Annotated in this window: 17 protein-coding genes and 1 riboswitch; of the genes, 3 read left to right on the forward strand and 14 right to left on the reverse strand. The window is 29.1% G+C overall.

The window, feature by feature from the left end:
• Positions 1 to 32: 32 nt before the first annotated feature.
• The 12 genes from K5V21_RS05700 to K5V21_RS05755 form a co-directional block, all read right to left on the reverse strand.
• A complete protein-coding gene (locus tag K5V21_RS05700) occupies positions 33 to 2036 on the reverse strand; it encodes a heparinase II/III family protein (RefSeq protein ID WP_221859865.1) in 2004 nt (667 codons plus the stop codon).
• 88 nt (positions 2037 to 2124) lie between these two features.
• Positions 2125 to 3144: a sugar kinase gene (locus K5V21_RS05705; protein WP_221859867.1), complete on the reverse strand. Its 1020-nt coding sequence runs from the start codon at positions 3142 to 3144 to the stop codon at positions 2125 to 2127.
• 13 nt (positions 3145 to 3157) lie between these two features.
• A complete protein-coding gene (locus K5V21_RS05710) occupies positions 3158 to 3790 on the reverse strand; it encodes a bifunctional 2-keto-4-hydroxyglutarate aldolase/2-keto-3-deoxy-6-phosphogluconate aldolase (protein WP_204594300.1) in 633 nt (210 codons plus the stop codon).
• 1 nt (position 3791) lies between these two features.
• Complete coding sequence (kduD, locus tag K5V21_RS05715; RefSeq protein WP_204594301.1) at positions 3792 to 4571, reverse strand: 2-dehydro-3-deoxy-D-gluconate 5-dehydrogenase KduD; 780 nt, start codon at positions 4569 to 4571, stop codon at positions 3792 to 3794.
• 13 nt (positions 4572 to 4584) lie between these two features.
• Positions 4585 to 4863 (reverse strand): preprotein translocase subunit YajC, encoded by a 279-nt coding sequence (yajC, locus tag K5V21_RS05720; RefSeq protein ID WP_204594302.1) that lies wholly within the window; start codon positions 4861 to 4863, stop codon positions 4585 to 4587.
• Between the two features lie 6 nt (positions 4864 to 4869).
• Positions 4870 to 5280 (reverse strand): PTS sugar transporter subunit IIA, encoded by a 411-nt coding sequence (locus tag K5V21_RS05725; RefSeq protein WP_204594303.1) that lies wholly within the window; start codon positions 5278 to 5280, stop codon positions 4870 to 4872.
• A 24-nt stretch (positions 5281 to 5304) separates the two neighbouring features.
• Positions 5305 to 6117 (reverse strand): PTS system mannose/fructose/sorbose family transporter subunit IID, encoded by an 813-nt coding sequence (locus tag K5V21_RS05730; protein ID WP_204594304.1) that lies wholly within the window; start codon positions 6115 to 6117, stop codon positions 5305 to 5307.
• Entirely contained in the window at positions 6107 to 6904 is a 798-nt protein-coding gene (locus K5V21_RS05735) for a PTS mannose/fructose/sorbose/N-acetylgalactosamine transporter subunit IIC (RefSeq protein WP_204594305.1), read from the reverse strand. The genes K5V21_RS05730 and K5V21_RS05735 overlap by 11 nt, the downstream gene beginning before the upstream one ends.
• 71 nt (positions 6905 to 6975) lie before the next feature.
• Positions 6976 to 7470 (reverse strand): PTS sugar transporter subunit IIB, encoded by a 495-nt coding sequence (locus K5V21_RS05740; protein ID WP_204594306.1) that lies wholly within the window; start codon positions 7468 to 7470, stop codon positions 6976 to 6978.
• Positions 7471 to 7486: 16 nt separating this feature from the next.
• Positions 7487 to 8677, reverse strand: coding sequence for a glycoside hydrolase family 88 protein (locus tag K5V21_RS05745; protein WP_221859869.1), 1191 nt, complete (start codon positions 8675 to 8677; stop codon positions 7487 to 7489).
• Positions 8678 to 8698: 21 nt separating this feature from the next.
• Positions 8699 to 9529 carry a 5-dehydro-4-deoxy-D-glucuronate isomerase gene (gene kduI, locus K5V21_RS05750; protein WP_204594308.1) on the reverse strand — a complete coding sequence of 277 codons (831 nt, stop codon included), beginning with the start codon at positions 9527 to 9529 and terminating at the stop codon, positions 8699 to 8701.
• A gap of 273 nt (positions 9530 to 9802) precedes the next feature.
• Positions 9803 to 11188 (reverse strand): uracil-xanthine permease family protein, encoded by a 1386-nt coding sequence (locus tag K5V21_RS05755; protein WP_245000655.1) that lies wholly within the window; start codon positions 11186 to 11188, stop codon positions 9803 to 9805.
• 118 nt (positions 11189 to 11306) lie between these two features.
• A riboswitch (purine riboswitch) is annotated at positions 11307 to 11408 on the reverse strand.
• Between the two features lie 454 nt (positions 11409 to 11862).
• Between K5V21_RS05755 and K5V21_RS05760 the strand changes: the two genes are divergently transcribed.
• The 3 genes from K5V21_RS05760 (at position 11863) to K5V21_RS05770 (ending at position 14799) form a co-directional block, all read left to right on the forward strand.
• Complete coding sequence (locus tag K5V21_RS05760) at positions 11863 to 13158, forward strand: acetyl-CoA hydrolase/transferase family protein (RefSeq protein WP_204594309.1); 1296 nt, start codon at positions 11863 to 11865, stop codon at positions 13156 to 13158.
• 13 nt (positions 13159 to 13171) lie between these two features.
• Entirely contained in the window at positions 13172 to 13360 is a 189-nt protein-coding gene (locus K5V21_RS05765) for a hypothetical protein (protein WP_204594310.1), read from the forward strand.
• A 329-nt stretch (positions 13361 to 13689) separates the two neighbouring features.
• Positions 13690 to 14799 (forward strand): DEAD/DEAH box helicase, encoded by a 1110-nt coding sequence (locus tag K5V21_RS05770; protein ID WP_204594311.1) that lies wholly within the window; start codon positions 13690 to 13692, stop codon positions 14797 to 14799.
• A 54-nt stretch (positions 14800 to 14853) separates the two neighbouring features.
• On the opposite strand, the gene K5V21_RS05775 is transcribed toward K5V21_RS05770, so the two are convergent.
• Positions 14854 to 15000: a hypothetical protein gene (locus K5V21_RS05775; RefSeq protein ID WP_204594312.1), complete on the reverse strand. Its 147-nt coding sequence runs from the start codon at positions 14998 to 15000 to the stop codon at positions 14854 to 14856.
• A 139-nt stretch (positions 15001 to 15139) separates the two neighbouring features.
• Positions 15140 to 15484, reverse strand: a complete 345-nt coding sequence (locus K5V21_RS05780) for a hypothetical protein (protein WP_204594313.1) — start codon at positions 15482 to 15484, stop codon at positions 15140 to 15142.
• Positions 15485 to 15551: the final 67 nt, after the last annotated feature.

Genomic DNA, 15551 nt, shown 5'->3' on the forward strand with positions numbered 1-15551 from the left:
ACCTCTAAATCGGTTTACATTGTATTATTTGATTATGCCTTTAATCTTATCTTATTATAAGTTTCTCCTTTTTTATGAATAACTATAACTTTCCCGTAAAAAGGTACATCTTTATAATAATACATTTTACCACCTTTATATGTTTCTTTATTAAATATTATAACAATATAACTCTCATTTTTAGATATTATAAATTCTTTAGAAAATGCTACTTCTTTATCAACATAATCTAGGCTATTGAATTGCTTTATATTAGCTTCTCTAACTTCAATATTATCATCTATAATAATATCATAATTTACACTTCTATTGTTGAATTTTAATGATTTAACAATCTTTTTATTATTATTAACTTTATTGTAACATTTTGATAAAAGTCCATTAGTTATTCTTAATTTTTCTTCACTTATAATTTTAAGATTATCATTTTCATTTTTTATATCTACACCATTATAATTTAAAGATACCTTAACATTATTATCTAGATTATATATACATTCAAGTTCATGATTCCCACTACATTTTACATCATTAACAACTATCCATATTGCAGGATCTATATATAACACCTTTCTATTTATTAAATATGGAATTCCACTTTTAAGCTCTCCTGTAAATGGCATTTCCACATAACTTATATTATCTTTATTTTCAAAATAGTTTTTAAGACAATCTCCATAACTAAAATAACTCCATGATTTATTTGGTATTCCATGTGGTTCTTTATCTATTACACATACATTATGAGCCCTATAAGACTTTAAATATTCCCTTAATGGATCTTCTTCTACGTATGTATACCTACCACAATCAATAAGGTATGGCTTACCTTTATAGTAAATTGATATGTGTCCTAAATCTGTATGCCCATGTCCACTACCTAATGTTCCATTTTGAAGATAAGTATAACTTCCATCACATTCAAATGTATTCCTTATATAAATATTTCCTGAATCTTTAAAAATCTTGCACTTATCAATTGGTTCTTTTTTATTTAATTTATTAAATTTATCATATCCATTTTTTCCAAGTAACCATATACTCATTAAATCCATATCATCAAAAGAAGCCCATTTTAAAGTCTCATTATTAAATAAAACTGCAGCTTTAACTAACACATCTCTAACATCTGTTATATCACTATCCCCTTGTGCTTCTTGCGTTGATTTAGGAGATTTTGAATACATTAGATATTCAGCCATGCTCTCTATTTTATTTATGAAATTATTATCTATCTCCATGCCAAGCTTTTTACCATAATTAATAAGTTTCATTGAACAATTTAAAACTTCTACATGATACATAATAGATTGCTCCCAATGTGATCCATCATCAAAGACCTGCATCTCTATTTGTTCATATAGTTCCTTCTCCGCCCAATTACTTAACTCTCCATCTTCTAGAAATTCATTAAGCCATAAATATATAGAGCATATTGAAGTTGTTTGAAGTACTCCCCAATTACTTAATGTATATTTACCAATGTAAGCTTTCTTTAAATATTCTATTTGATCTTTTATACTAAATATTATCTTTAAAATCTCTTCATTCGTTACTTTTTTTTCATCTATTAAATGAATTAACACCTCAATCCAAGCAAGACATCTAATACCAGTGTCAATTGTTCTTATAGTATTTCCACCTTTTATATTAATTTCATTATTATCTATCCAATTAAATATAAACCATTTTAATTTTTCAATATACCTATCATCTTTTTCAATATAATAAGCCATAAGTAATTTATTTAAATACTCATGTCTATTTAACATAAATATCCATTCTTCATCTCCATTTGGTGTATAAATCCACTTAAATGGATTTATTCTGTATGGAATATTGCATTGCTCCATATCCCAAGTATTATCAAAAATAAAAGAGTTATTAATTAGAAGATTTGCTCCTATTAATTTCTTATTGTATTCTTTAGTATTTTTATTTTTTATATAATCAATAACAAAGTATTTATCATATTTGTTAAAGTAATTTCCAACCTTAATTTTAAGATTATCTATCTTTTTATTATAACTTTCCATATAAACCCTCCATTAAACTATATATCATAGTTATTATACTTTAAGAGGCTACAAACAATGTTTTTGTCTGTAGCCTCTTAACTAGAACTTATCTATTTACACTTCCTAAACTTTTATTGTTAATTAAACTATAAATTTCATCACTACTTGCTAAACTAATATCTCCTCTTTGAGCATGTTTCAATACAGCAGTAGCTATTCCAAATTCAATAATTTCACTTTTATCTTCTACACTATTATCTAGTATCTTTTTAAGAACTCCAGTTGCAAATGCATCTCCTCCACCAATCCTAGATAACATATGGAATTCATACTTAGATGATCTATAAATTTCTCCATCTGCATAAAGAACCCCAGTAAGTGAATGTACGTTTAATGCATTAGCTCTTCTTAAAGTTGTTGCTACATTCTTAACTCCAAGCTCTTCTGTCATATACTTAAATTTTTCTTTTAAAGCTAAATCAGTTACTTCCTCTTTAGATGGATCTAAAAATTTGAATTCTTTCGGATTTTTAGTAAGCCATCCAAAACATATATAACTATCCTTAACTATAGGCTTTAATACTTCTAAAAATTCCTCATAGCTTTCAAATAATTTAGCTCTATAATTTAAATCTACGCTAATTTTAATGTCTCTTTTTTTAGCTTCATTTATAATTTTAGTACTAATTTTTCTAACATTTTCTCCAAGTCCAAAAGTTATTCCTGAAACATGGAGTAGATCTACTCCATTAAATATGTTATCAAAATTTAAGTCATCTTCTTCTATCTCTGTTATTGAAGAATTCTTTCTATCATATATTACATTCGCACTTCGTGCTCCATATCCTTCTTCATAATAATATAGTCCAAGCCTATCTCCCTTTGTAACTACATTATCACAGTTAACCCCATAGGACATAAGAAAGGCCTTTGCTGAATTTCCTATTGCATTATTGGGTACTGCTGATATTATGCTTGTCTCTACCCCTAAATTTTTAAGACCAACAGCTACATTAGCCTCTGCACCCCCAAAGTACATCTCAAGAGTACTTGTTTGGTCTAATCTTAAATTATTAGGAGGAGTTAATCTCATCAATAATTCTCCTAAAACTAAAACCTTCCTCATTGTATATACCTCATTATTTCTTAAGCTCTTTAATTAAATTTATATATTTTTCAGTCTCATTCTTAACTTTATTTGGATCCTTAAGTTTAGTTATTGCACTCCCAATACTTACAACTTCGGCTCCACATTTAAACCATTCGCTAATATTATCGTAAGATACACCACCTGATACCATAACTCCAATATCTTTAATTGGAGCTTTAATATCTTTTACAATTGAAGGACTATAAGCTGAACCTGGGAATAGCTTTATAACATCTACTCCTGACTCTCTAGCTTCAACAATCTCTTTAGTAGTAAAACATCCAGGTATATATGGTACACCATATCTATTGCATATTATTGATGTTTCTTTATTAAAATATGGACTTACAATAAATTCTGCACCTTTTAAAATTGCAAGTCTAGCAGTTTCCGGATCAAGTACAGTTCCAGCACCGATTAAAACATCATCATTCTTATCATTAACTAAATTCTTTATTACTTCATCGGCATTTGGAATAGTAAAAGTAACTTCAATTACCTTACATCCTCCATCTATAGCAGCTTTTGCAATTTCAATACCTTCTTCTGTGGTATCAGTTCTTAATACTAATACAAAAGCTTCCTTACCTATAGTAACTAATTTATTTATTTTATTAATCATATTATCTCACAAGCCATCCGCCATCAACTGCAATAACATGGCCATTTATATAATCTGATGCTCTACTTGATAAGAATACTACTGTTCCCATAAGATCTGAAACTTCTCCCCATCTTTCTGCTGGAATTCTTCCAAGTATTTCAGCATTTCTCTTCTCATCTGCTCTAATTGGTGCAGTATTTGCAGTCTTTATATATCCAGGTGCTATAGCATTTATTTGTATATTATGCATAGCTAATTCATTAGCAAAAGCACGAGTTATTCCAACCACTCCATGTTTTGATGCTGTATAAGGTGGTACAAATTTCCCTCCTTGGAATGATAGCATTGAAGCTATATTTATTATCTTACCGCTTCCCTGTTCTACCATTACTTCAGCAACTCTTCTTGAAAGATAATATACAGCGTTTAAGTTTATGTTCATAACCGCTTCAAAATCTTCATCTTTGTATTCAAGAAGTGGTGCTCTTCTTATTGTTCCAGCATTATTTACTAAAATATCAATTTTTCCATATTCTTTTAAACAAGTATCTACAACTGTTTCTCTAACTTCCTTTTTAGTAAGATCTCCCTTTACAAAAACAATTTTTCTACCAGCACCTTCTACAAGCTCTTTAACTTCTTGTACATTATCATCAAAAGAAGTTACTAATAAATCTGCTCCAGCCTTTGCTAATGCTTCAGCATAAGCCATACCAAGACCTGTATTCCCTCCAGTAATTATAGCTACTTTTCCTCTTAAATTGAAAAAATCTAGTGAAAATTCTTTTAAATTATCCATAATAAACATCTCCTTATTCTTTTAAAGCTCCTATAATACTAGCTTTATCTATTTCTATTATTACATCTTTGGCTATTTCAAGTTTTACTATATTCTTATCTATTTTTTTAATCTTTCCATAAATCCCTGATATAGTAATTACTTTATCATTAATTTTTAGAGAAGAGAGAATCTTCTCTCTCTCCTCTTCTTGTTTTGCTAATTTCTTTTTATTTAAAAGTGGCATTATCATAAGAACTATTACTGGATATGCCGCTAATAGTATTATAAGTATGAAAGTCAATCTATCCATAAGAAATTAAGCTAAATCCTTTCTACATATAATAGAGCTCATATCTTTAAGTCCCTCTAATGAAGATTCAATTGTTTCTCTTATGTCTTCATCAGTACTAATAACTAAAGTTTTCATTACTATATCAAGTATACATCCAACTGATACTCCACCTATAACATATTGGTTATCACTTTCTTCATTTAAAAGTACTTCCCTTGATGTAATCTGGAAAGGTGCTCCTCCAGTTATATCAGCAAAAATTATTAAATCCTTATTTTCATTTACATGTGAATGAATCATCTCCGTAAACTTATCATGAGTTAATTCTTCATTTAAGTTTATAGCATCTATTCCTTCATCTACTCCAGTTAATAACTTTATAGCTGATTTTATTCCAGCTGCATATTCTCCATGTCCTACAATTAAAATCTTCATTATATCTATTCCTCTCTAATCCTATTATCCTAATATTCCAAGTACTGATCCAAGTACTCCTAGTACTATTGTTAAAGCAACAACATGATAAGTTGTCCATTTGCGTTTCTTAATTAAGTAGAAAACTAGTATTGTAAATAACGCTGGTAATAATGCTGGTGCTATTTTATCTACCATCTCTTGTATAGCAACTACCTTTTCCTTACCATCTGGCATTGCTGCTGTATACTTTATTGGAATTTGTAATTTAACAAATGATACTGCAAGTCCTGAAATTACTGTTACACCAATCATGCTTGCGATCTTTGAAACTTCTCCCATTTTCTCACTTAAAGTTTCAATAACACTTGTACCTAATTTGTATCCCCATAAACCGGTTAACAACTTAATAGTTAGTAATATTCCATTCATTGCTAAGAAGAATAGTAATGGTCCTGCAACTAATCCATCTTGAGCTAATGATGCTGCAATTGTAGAGAAAAGTGGTGCTAAACAGAATTGTGATAATGAATCACCAATACCTGATAATGGTCCCATAAGCGCCATTTTTATTCCTCTGATTTCATCAGTTGGTGTATCTGCTTCAAGCATTACTAAATGCAAACTTGTTATAAATGGTAAGAAGTGAGGGTTTGAGTTGAAAAACTCAATATTATCATCTAGTGTATTCTTTAGTCCGTCCTCATTATTCTTATATATCTTTTTTAACGCTGGATACATTACATTAGCATATCCAAGACCTTGATAGTTTCCATAGTTAAATCCATTTTGCAAGAAATATGATCTTAATGATACTTTTACATAATCACTCTTTTTTAAAACTCTATTAGATGCCATCTTCAAATACAACCTCCTCGTCTTCTTCATTTCCTCCATTTGATTTACCATTATGCTTTATTCTGAAGTACTCCATTAAAGCAAACATTGTTCCAACAAATGCTACTCCCATTACAGGTAAATTTAAATAAGCTACCGCTATATAACCAAGTAATACAAATGGTATTAATTCTGTCTTTGCCATAACTGTTAAAATCATTGCAAATCCTACAGCTGGTAACATCTTACCTGCTACTGATAATCCATTAATAAGCCATGCTGGTATAAGTTCTATAACCTTTTGTAATCCTTCTGCACTATAAGCTCCTGCAAATCCTATTAAGAAACCTACTATAATAAATACAAATATTGTTGCATTAGCTGCTATTCTAAATTGCTTAAAATGTTTCTTTTCAAGACCTTTTTTAGCATAAGAAGTTAATCCTGTTGCAAAAGTATAAGTTGCTGTTATTAAGAATTGGAACGCTACTGCAAATGGGAATGATAATGCAAGTGCTGTTGCTGTATCCATCCCAGTTCCCTTCATAGTTATTGCCATAATTGTTCCAACAATTCCAGGGCCCATTGGGTTTGGAGGAACTGTTCCACCTGCTCCTACACCGAATCCCATGAATGCAAGTTCTCCAACAGCCCCCATTGCAAGACCAGTTGGTATATCACCTAGTATAATACCTACACCGAATGATAAAATAATACAACGATTTGTATAAATACCTAATAGCATACCTGCTAGACAGAATGCTGTCCATAGACCTATCAGTACACATTGAATTAATGATATTTCCATTATTATACCTCCATAAATAAATTATATTCTACCTCCTAGAGTTTACCTAGGAGGATTTTTTATAAAGCAATTTAATCTAAGTATTTTGTTATATCTACCTGAACTGCTCCATCATTTCCTGATGGTGTAGTCTTTGTATTAAATTTTATTCCATATTTTTCTGACATTTCTTTAATAGCAGCCTTATCTTCTTTGCCTAAGTAAATAGAACGAGTTACTTGTTCTTTACCTTCGCAGTTGTGTATGTTACCTAAATTTATTTCTTTAACTGGAACTCCACCTCTAATTAGTTTTAATGCATCCTCTGGAGTTTTGCATACTATAAATATTTTTTGTTTAGGTGATGCTTTAAATATTACATCACATGTATGCTGAATTGAGAAAAATCTCATTGCAACAGACTTTGGAACAACCGTTTTCATTAAAGTTTGTTGAATTTTATCTTCACTTGCCTCATCATCTGCAACTATTACAGTATTAACGCCTAATGCATTTAACCACATTTGTCCTTGTCCATGTATTAATCTTTGATCCACTCTCATCATTTCAATATTTGGCGTATTCATAATTACCTCTCCTCTTTTACCAATATAATTCCCAATCTTTATAGAACCTAATTAATGCTTCTAAATAGTAATAATCTCCCCATATATTACCTTCATCTACTCCTTTTCCTGAATGCCATGAGTAAACTCCATGTAATAAAACCGGTTCACCTTCTGCAATATTAGGATTTGTATAATTCTCAATTAATTCTCTAAGAATTGTATGCATTGCATACTTATATACTTCCTTATTTTCATCAACTTCTGGAAGATATTTATTCATTTCATGCATTCCACATACTGCAATTGCAGCAGCTGATGAATCTCTTGATTGATCATCTCCATCATTAAATATTAAATCCCAATAACATACATTATCTTTAGGCAATCTATTTAAGAAATAGTTTGTCATTCCTTTATACAGATTAAATGCATGAGTATTTTTTGTACTTCTATAATTTAGAGGAATTCCATATATACCCCATGCTTGTCCTCTAGCCCAAGCTGATTCATCATTATATCCTTGTCTAGTTACCCCTTTAACTGGAGCTCCATCTTCTGGATTCATATAGAATGTATGGAATGCTGATGCATCATCTCTAATAACATAATTGCATGATGTTTCGAAATGTTTTTCTGCAATTTTTCTATATTTATCATTTCTTGTTTCATCACTTGCCCAGTATAGTAAAGGAATATTTAATAAGCAATCTATTATAAATCTATAATGATCTTTATGTCCTAGTTCTCCCCAAGCTTGAATAAATCCACCTTTTTCTTGATATCTTGAAATTAATTTATCGGCAGCCTTTATTGAAGCCTCTTTTGCAATCTCTGACCCTGTTAATTTATATGCACTAACACAAGATAGCGAATAAAGGAACCCTAAATCATGATGATCTATTTCAATGTCTTTATCTACTCTGTTTTTAAATGATAAAACATTCTTTTCTGCAAGTTCTCTATATTGGTTATCTCCAGTATATTCGTATGCCAGCCATAATAAGCCTGTCCAGAAACCATCTGTCCATTCTATATTTTCTATGATTTCATACTTACTGTTCTTAGTTGCTGAATATGGAAACTTTTCTTTGAAATATTCCATATTTGCATCTATCTGCTTAATAACATTTTCTATAGCTTGCTTTACTTCTGATTTAGTTAATAAATTACTACTTAAAAATTCATCTCTTTTTTTTATTTCTTCAATATTTATATCCTTAATCATAATTATCTCCTAAATGCTGTATTATCTTAATTCATCCATTCTTATTGCATCCATATCATCAAATGTTTGGTTTTCTCCACACATTCCCCATATAAATGTATAATCACTTGTTCCTACACCTGAGTGTATTGACCAACTTGGAGATATGATAGCTTGTTCACTTTTTACAACTAAGTGTCTTGTCTCATCCGGTTCACCCATGAAGTGGAATACTCTTGTGTTTTCTTCCATATCAAAGTAGAAGTAAACTTCCATTCTTCTTTCGTGAGTATGGCATGGCATTGTATTCCAAGCACTACCCTCTTCTAAAACTGTCATTCCCATTAACAATTGACAACTTTCACATACATTTGGATGTACATATTGATATATTGTTCTCTTATTAAGACTCTTAGCATCTCCAAGCTTAACTGGATTCGCTTTTTCTATTTCAATCTTAACAGTTTTATACTCTTTATGAGCTGGTACTGAATTTACATAAAGTTTTGCAGGCTCTTCTGGATTTACTGATTTAAACTTTACTTCTTTATTTCCTTTTCCTACATATAATCCATCTCTTTTATTTAAGTTATATTCAACACCATCTATAGTGACTATTGCTGCTCCACCTATATTGATTAATCCAAGCTCTCTTCTTTCTAAGAAATAATCAACTCCCATTTCTTTTCCTGCTTCAAGAACTAATTCTTTATAAACCGGTTTAATACCTCCAAATATTATTCTATCAACATGGCTATAAGTTAATTCAATATTGTCATCAACAAATATTTCTTCAACTAAATAATGTCTTCTAAGATCCTCTGTAGTATATTTTTTTGAATCCTCTGGATGATTCGCATATCTATAATTCATAATATCCTCCTTAAAGCTCCAACTTAGTAAACCGTTTTTCTTAAACCGCTTTACTCAGCTTATGAGTTTATTATATTTTCTTTTGAAAAGGTTGTCAATAGAATTTTAATATATTTTTTTATAAATCTTTAATTTACTTCTTTATATTATGAAAGGTTTTCATAATATACATTATTTCCAATACATTTTTATACAATTTATTACATAAATTGTATAAAAATAAAAAAACCAAGAACTTAGTCTTAGTTTTTTATTAGATAAATTCATTTAATGCTACGCCATATTTGTAACGTCAGTTTTTATGTTACTTTCTATATCATCTAACACTTCTTCTTTTCTGGATTCTTCTATTTTCTCTTCCTTTAGTATCTTATTTAAAATAAGCGCAACAATTGTTCCTGTTGATATTCCTGATGAAAATATCATCTTTATTCCTTGAGGAAGCTCTGCTATAAATTCAGGTCTAAAGGTAACTCCAAGTCCTAATCCTATTGAAGTTGCTATAATTAATAAATTTCTATTATTTATCTTTATACCGCTTAAAGTTTTTATTCCAGCTGCCGCTATAGTACCAAACATTACTATACCGACTCCTCCAAGAACTGGTGCTGGCATTATATTTATAAGCGCTGCAAATTTCGGAAAAAATCCAAGTAATATTAAAAGTATTCCTGCCGTCATAGCCACAAAACGGCTACCATTCTTAGTTAATGGTATTAAACCAACATTTTGACTAAAAGTTGTATTTGGGAAAGAGCCTACTATTCCTGCAAATAAGCTTCCCACACCGTCAGCTAATACACCTCTACCGATTATTTTATCATCAGCCTTAATATCTGTTACTTCACAAATAGAAGCTAAACATCCCACAGTTTCTATAACGGTAACGAAATATGCTGGTATAAAAGTTAATACATACTTTATATCAAAATCTACTCCATACTTAAATATATTAGGCATTGCAAACCAACTTGATTCCTTAACCAAAGTAAAATCTACCATTCCTAGTGGAATACACAATATGTACCCTATTGTCATTCCTATAAGAATTGCTGCACTACTTATCATACCCTTACCATATCTATTTAAAAGTAATGTTATAACTAATACAATCATTGCTATACTTATGTTCCTCATACTTCCATAATCAGCATTTCCTACTCCACCAGCCGCCCAATCAATAGATACTGGTACTAATGTTAATCCAATTAAACATACAACTGTTCCTGTTACAATCGGAGGAAATAACTTCATTAACGGTCTTATAAAAAAACTTAATATAAATTCTAGTATTGATCCTAAAATTGTAGCTCCAATAATTCCTGGAAGCCCTGCAATTGAACCTACTGCAATTGATGGGGCAACAAAAGTAAAGTCTGTTCCCATGACACAAGGTACTTTTGCTCCAAAAGGTCCAATTCCCTTAGATTGTATAACAGTTGCAACTCCTGATGCTAAAATTGAAGCACTTAACAGTGCAGTTGATGTTGCTCCATCTAAACCTAATGCGCTTGATATTACAAGCGGTACTGCTATAATTCCTCCAAAAGCCGCAAAAATATTTTGAAATCCTAATAGTACTTGTGCTGCTAATTTTGGTTTATCATTAATCCCATATATCAGCTTATACTCATTGCTACTTTCTTTAATTTTCTCCATCCTATTTTCTTCCCCTTTTGATATATTTATCATCTGCTCTATTTAATTTTTAGGGATAAAAAAACACCTCAAATATAATTTGAGGTGAATAAATTTAACAATAGTGTTATCCTATATACTAAATTTATATTTACCTCGTAGTCTGCTAATTTACGGCTAGCAGGTAGAAACTTTCGGACCCTATTTCCGATGATATACGAGCAGTTTCTATGATATGTTTCATATTATATCATAAAATTTAAATTTAAAATTCATTAACTTTAAAATTATTAAAATTTCAAAGTTAAACATTTACCTTTAGTATAATCGTATATTTTTTCTAATTATAGAATTACATCTTAATTTCATTCTTTAAATTTTTTATGATTTATTTATAAACCTCATTATTATAATCACATTATTACTAGATAAATTATATATTATTATATAGTATTTAGTTTATTTTTTAACAAACAGTAAACTTTTACATTTTGTGTAGATTTTTCTGAATATTCGTTATATTATATAAGTAAGTTAATAAATAAAGTGTTTAGAGAGATTTAGAGTTATACACGAAATTTTTAAAATAGATTATATGTTGCATGTAATTTCTTTTAGCAATTTAGTTATAACTCTTTTTTTACAAATCTTTGTTAAAATTTTAACTTATTTTTTTATTACAAGGAGGCAATTATATGAATTATTTAAATATTTATAAAGAAAAATTAATTTCAACAGAGGATGCTCTTAACTTAGTAAAATCAAATGATGAAATAGTTTGCTCATTAGGTCCTTGTGAGCCAAAAGGATTTTTAGGAAAATTGCACACAATAAAAGATACGGTTGAGAATGTTACTGTTGTAACTATGTTAAGTTTAAATGAATATAAATACAACACATTAGAAGAAATGAAAGGTCATTTTTTTAATGAATCTCTTTTTATGGGTGCACCCGCAAGAAATTCTAACAAAAATGACCTTTGCTCATATATACCAACTCATTTAAGATATTCAGCTACAAGAAGACTTAAATATAGAAAGCCTAATATATTTGTAGGTGCAGTAACACCAATGGATAAACATGGATTCTTTTCTTTATCACTTTCTTTAGTTTACGAGAGAGAGAATATTGATAAAGCAGATATAGTTATATTAGAAGTAAATGAAAATCTTCCAAAAGTACATGGTGATACTTGTGTTCATATAAGTGAAGTTGATTATATTATAGAAAATACTTGTAAAGTGAATGAATTAATTTCTACAGAACCATCAGATAAAGATTATAAAATAGGAGAATATATATCTTCTTTGGTTGAAGATGGATCAACAATTCAACTTGGAATCGGTAATATTCCTAATGCAGTTGCAAAATCCCTACTTAATAAAAAGGATCTTGGAGTACATACCGAAATGATAACAGAAGGTATAGTAGATTTATTTAATGCAGGAGTAGTAACAAATAAATACAAAACACTTCATCCTCATAAAATAATAGGTTCATTTGCCTTAGGAAGTCAAAAACTTTATGATTTCCTAGATGATAATCCTTGTGTTGAGCTGAAAAGGTGTTCATATACTAATGATCCATATGTAATTTCAAAAAATAATAAAATGATTTCAATAAATACTGCCCTTTCAGTAGATTTAACTGGGCAATGTTCGTCAGAAAGTCTAGGCTTTACTCAATATAGTGGAACTGGTGGACAAACAGATACTGGAGTTGGTGCTTGCATTTGTAGTGATGGTAAATCAATAATAGCCCTTCATTCAACTGCAAAAAATGACACTATCTCAACTATTACTATAAATCATTATCTAGGTTCTGCAATTTCTTATTCTAGAAATGATGCTGATTATATTGTTACAGAATATGGTATTGCAAATCTATGCGGAAAAAGTATTAAAGAAAGAGCTTATAGCTTAATAAATATAGCTCACCCAAAATTTAGAGAAGATCTTATGGAACTTGCTAAAAAAAATAAACTTTGTTAAAGGATGTGTTATTATGAATTCAAAAGAATCAAATAAAAGTCTAAACAATAAGATAGATACCCTAACTAATGAAGTTAAAATACTTGAAATGATTATAAAGAACTCTTCTTCTTGCGATGAAATACTTCGCTATTTTGGAGAGGGGTCTTCCGATTATTTAGATAGTATTATAACAAATGCATCTCAAGTTTTAGGTGAGTAATTTATAAGTTAAAGCTAAAATAAAAAAGACATGTATATTTATTACATGTCTTTTATTCTATTCTCTTTTTCATATAATTGTCCCTTAAGAATTGATAGAAAATGATAAATAAAAATATACTAAATACTTTTCTTGTCTCCATAACTATTTTAATCAATTTTCTATTCACCATATACAATCCCCTATTCACATTTTGTTAAATATTATATAATTTACCTATAATATTGATTATAAATAAGTTAAAAATAAATATATTAGAATTAATCTATTCATTGTGATATCATTAAATGAACTTATTAAAATAAATTTTAAAACGAAAGGTAAGATTTATGAATTTTAAAAACTTAGGAATAAAATCAGATATACTTAATGTATTAGAAAAATATGGAATACACACTCCAACAGATATACAAAGGGAGGCTATTCCTTTTATAAAAGAAGGTAGAGATGTTATAGCTGAAGCGCAAACAGGTACTGGAAAAACTTTAGCTTTCTTACTTCCTATATTTGAAAATATTTCTCTAGATTCTAAGGGTATTCAAGCGCTCATAGTATCTCCTACAAGAGAACTTGCAATACAAATAACAGAAGAGGCTATAAAGCTTAAAGAAGGAAAAGATATTAATATACTATCTGCATATGGCGGAAAGGATATTGGATCTCAATTAAAAAAATTAAAAGGAAATATACAATTAGTAATTGCAACTCCAGGAAGACTTCTAGATCACCTAAAAAGAGGTACTATTGATCTTAAAAACTTAAAAACATTAGTCCTCGATGAAGCTGATCAAATGTTGTTTATGGGGTTTAAAAATGAAGTTGAAGCCATAATGAAAGAGACTCCAAAAAAACGTCAAACTTTATGTTTCTCAGCAACAATGGATTCAAAAGTTAAAAAGTTATCTTATAGATATATGATTGATCCAGTTGTTGTTTCAGTAAAAAAAGAAGAAATTACATTAAAAAATATAAAGCAAGAGGTAGTTGAAACAACAGATAGAAGAAAACAAGATGCTTTATGTACAGTATTAGATAAAGATAATCCATTTATGGCAATAATCTTTTGTAGAACCAAAAGAAGAGTTGATAATTTAGAAATGGACCTTCATAAACGAGGCTATAACTGTAAGAAGATTCATAGTGACATTCCTCAACCTAAGCGTGAAAGAATAATGAAATCTTTTAGAAATGCTGATATACAATATTTAATTGCAACAGATGTAGCTGCTCGCGGACTTGATATAAGTGGTGTTGATAACATTTATAATTATGATATACCAGAAAATGTTGAAAGTTATATACACCGTATAGGTAGAACTGGTAGAGCTGGTGAATGTGGTTATACTTGTCTTTTTGTAGATCCAAAGGATAGTAGAATGTTAGAGGAAATAGAAGAAACTATAGAATTTAAAATTCCAAGGAGAATTTTAGATATTTAAATTAAAAGAGATAATATATATTTAAATATATATTATCTCTTTATTTGCTTATTTTCATTTTATCTCTTTATATGTTGCTTTTATATATTGTTTTTGCTCATCTATTTCTTTTTTTCTAGTATCATTTACATGCTCCAATAACATTAATCCTATACTTATTACTATAATTCCTAATATAATTAAATTCCGTATTTTTAGCATCTTTTATCCTCTCTCTGTTATTTTATTATACACTTATTATATATTTTCAATGTTATTTTACATATTTTATAACCTTTCAATAACATTACATATTTGTAATGTAAATAATAATGTAACGCTATTTACTTACGACATATCTTTATATATTTTTATCACACTTAAATTTTTCAACAATTTCCTTTGGTACAGCTATATTTTCTAATATTATGCTATTGGGATTAGTAGTTAAAGGAAACTCCTCAATCCATATGTTACCATCTATCTTTTCCATAAGATTTACTGCTCTACTTGGATCCTCATCATACACCTCTTCTACATATTCGTCTTCTGTTAAAATAACAATACGTCTACAAGGTTCTTCACTATCTGCATATATATTAAAAAAACTATTATAATTGTCAAAGGATTTTACTGAAGTAACTACTTTGGCTTTTAATCCTAGCTCTTTTGCTGCTTCTAATACATTAATATAATTTTCATTCATCTTATGTACCTCTTTTCTAAAATTACTTACATATTTAACTATACCATATATATTTTATCTAATGTCC

This window comes from Clostridium sardiniense (assembly GCF_019753795.1).
Taxonomy (GTDB): Bacteria; Bacillota; Clostridia; order Clostridiales; family Clostridiaceae; genus Clostridium; species Clostridium sardiniense.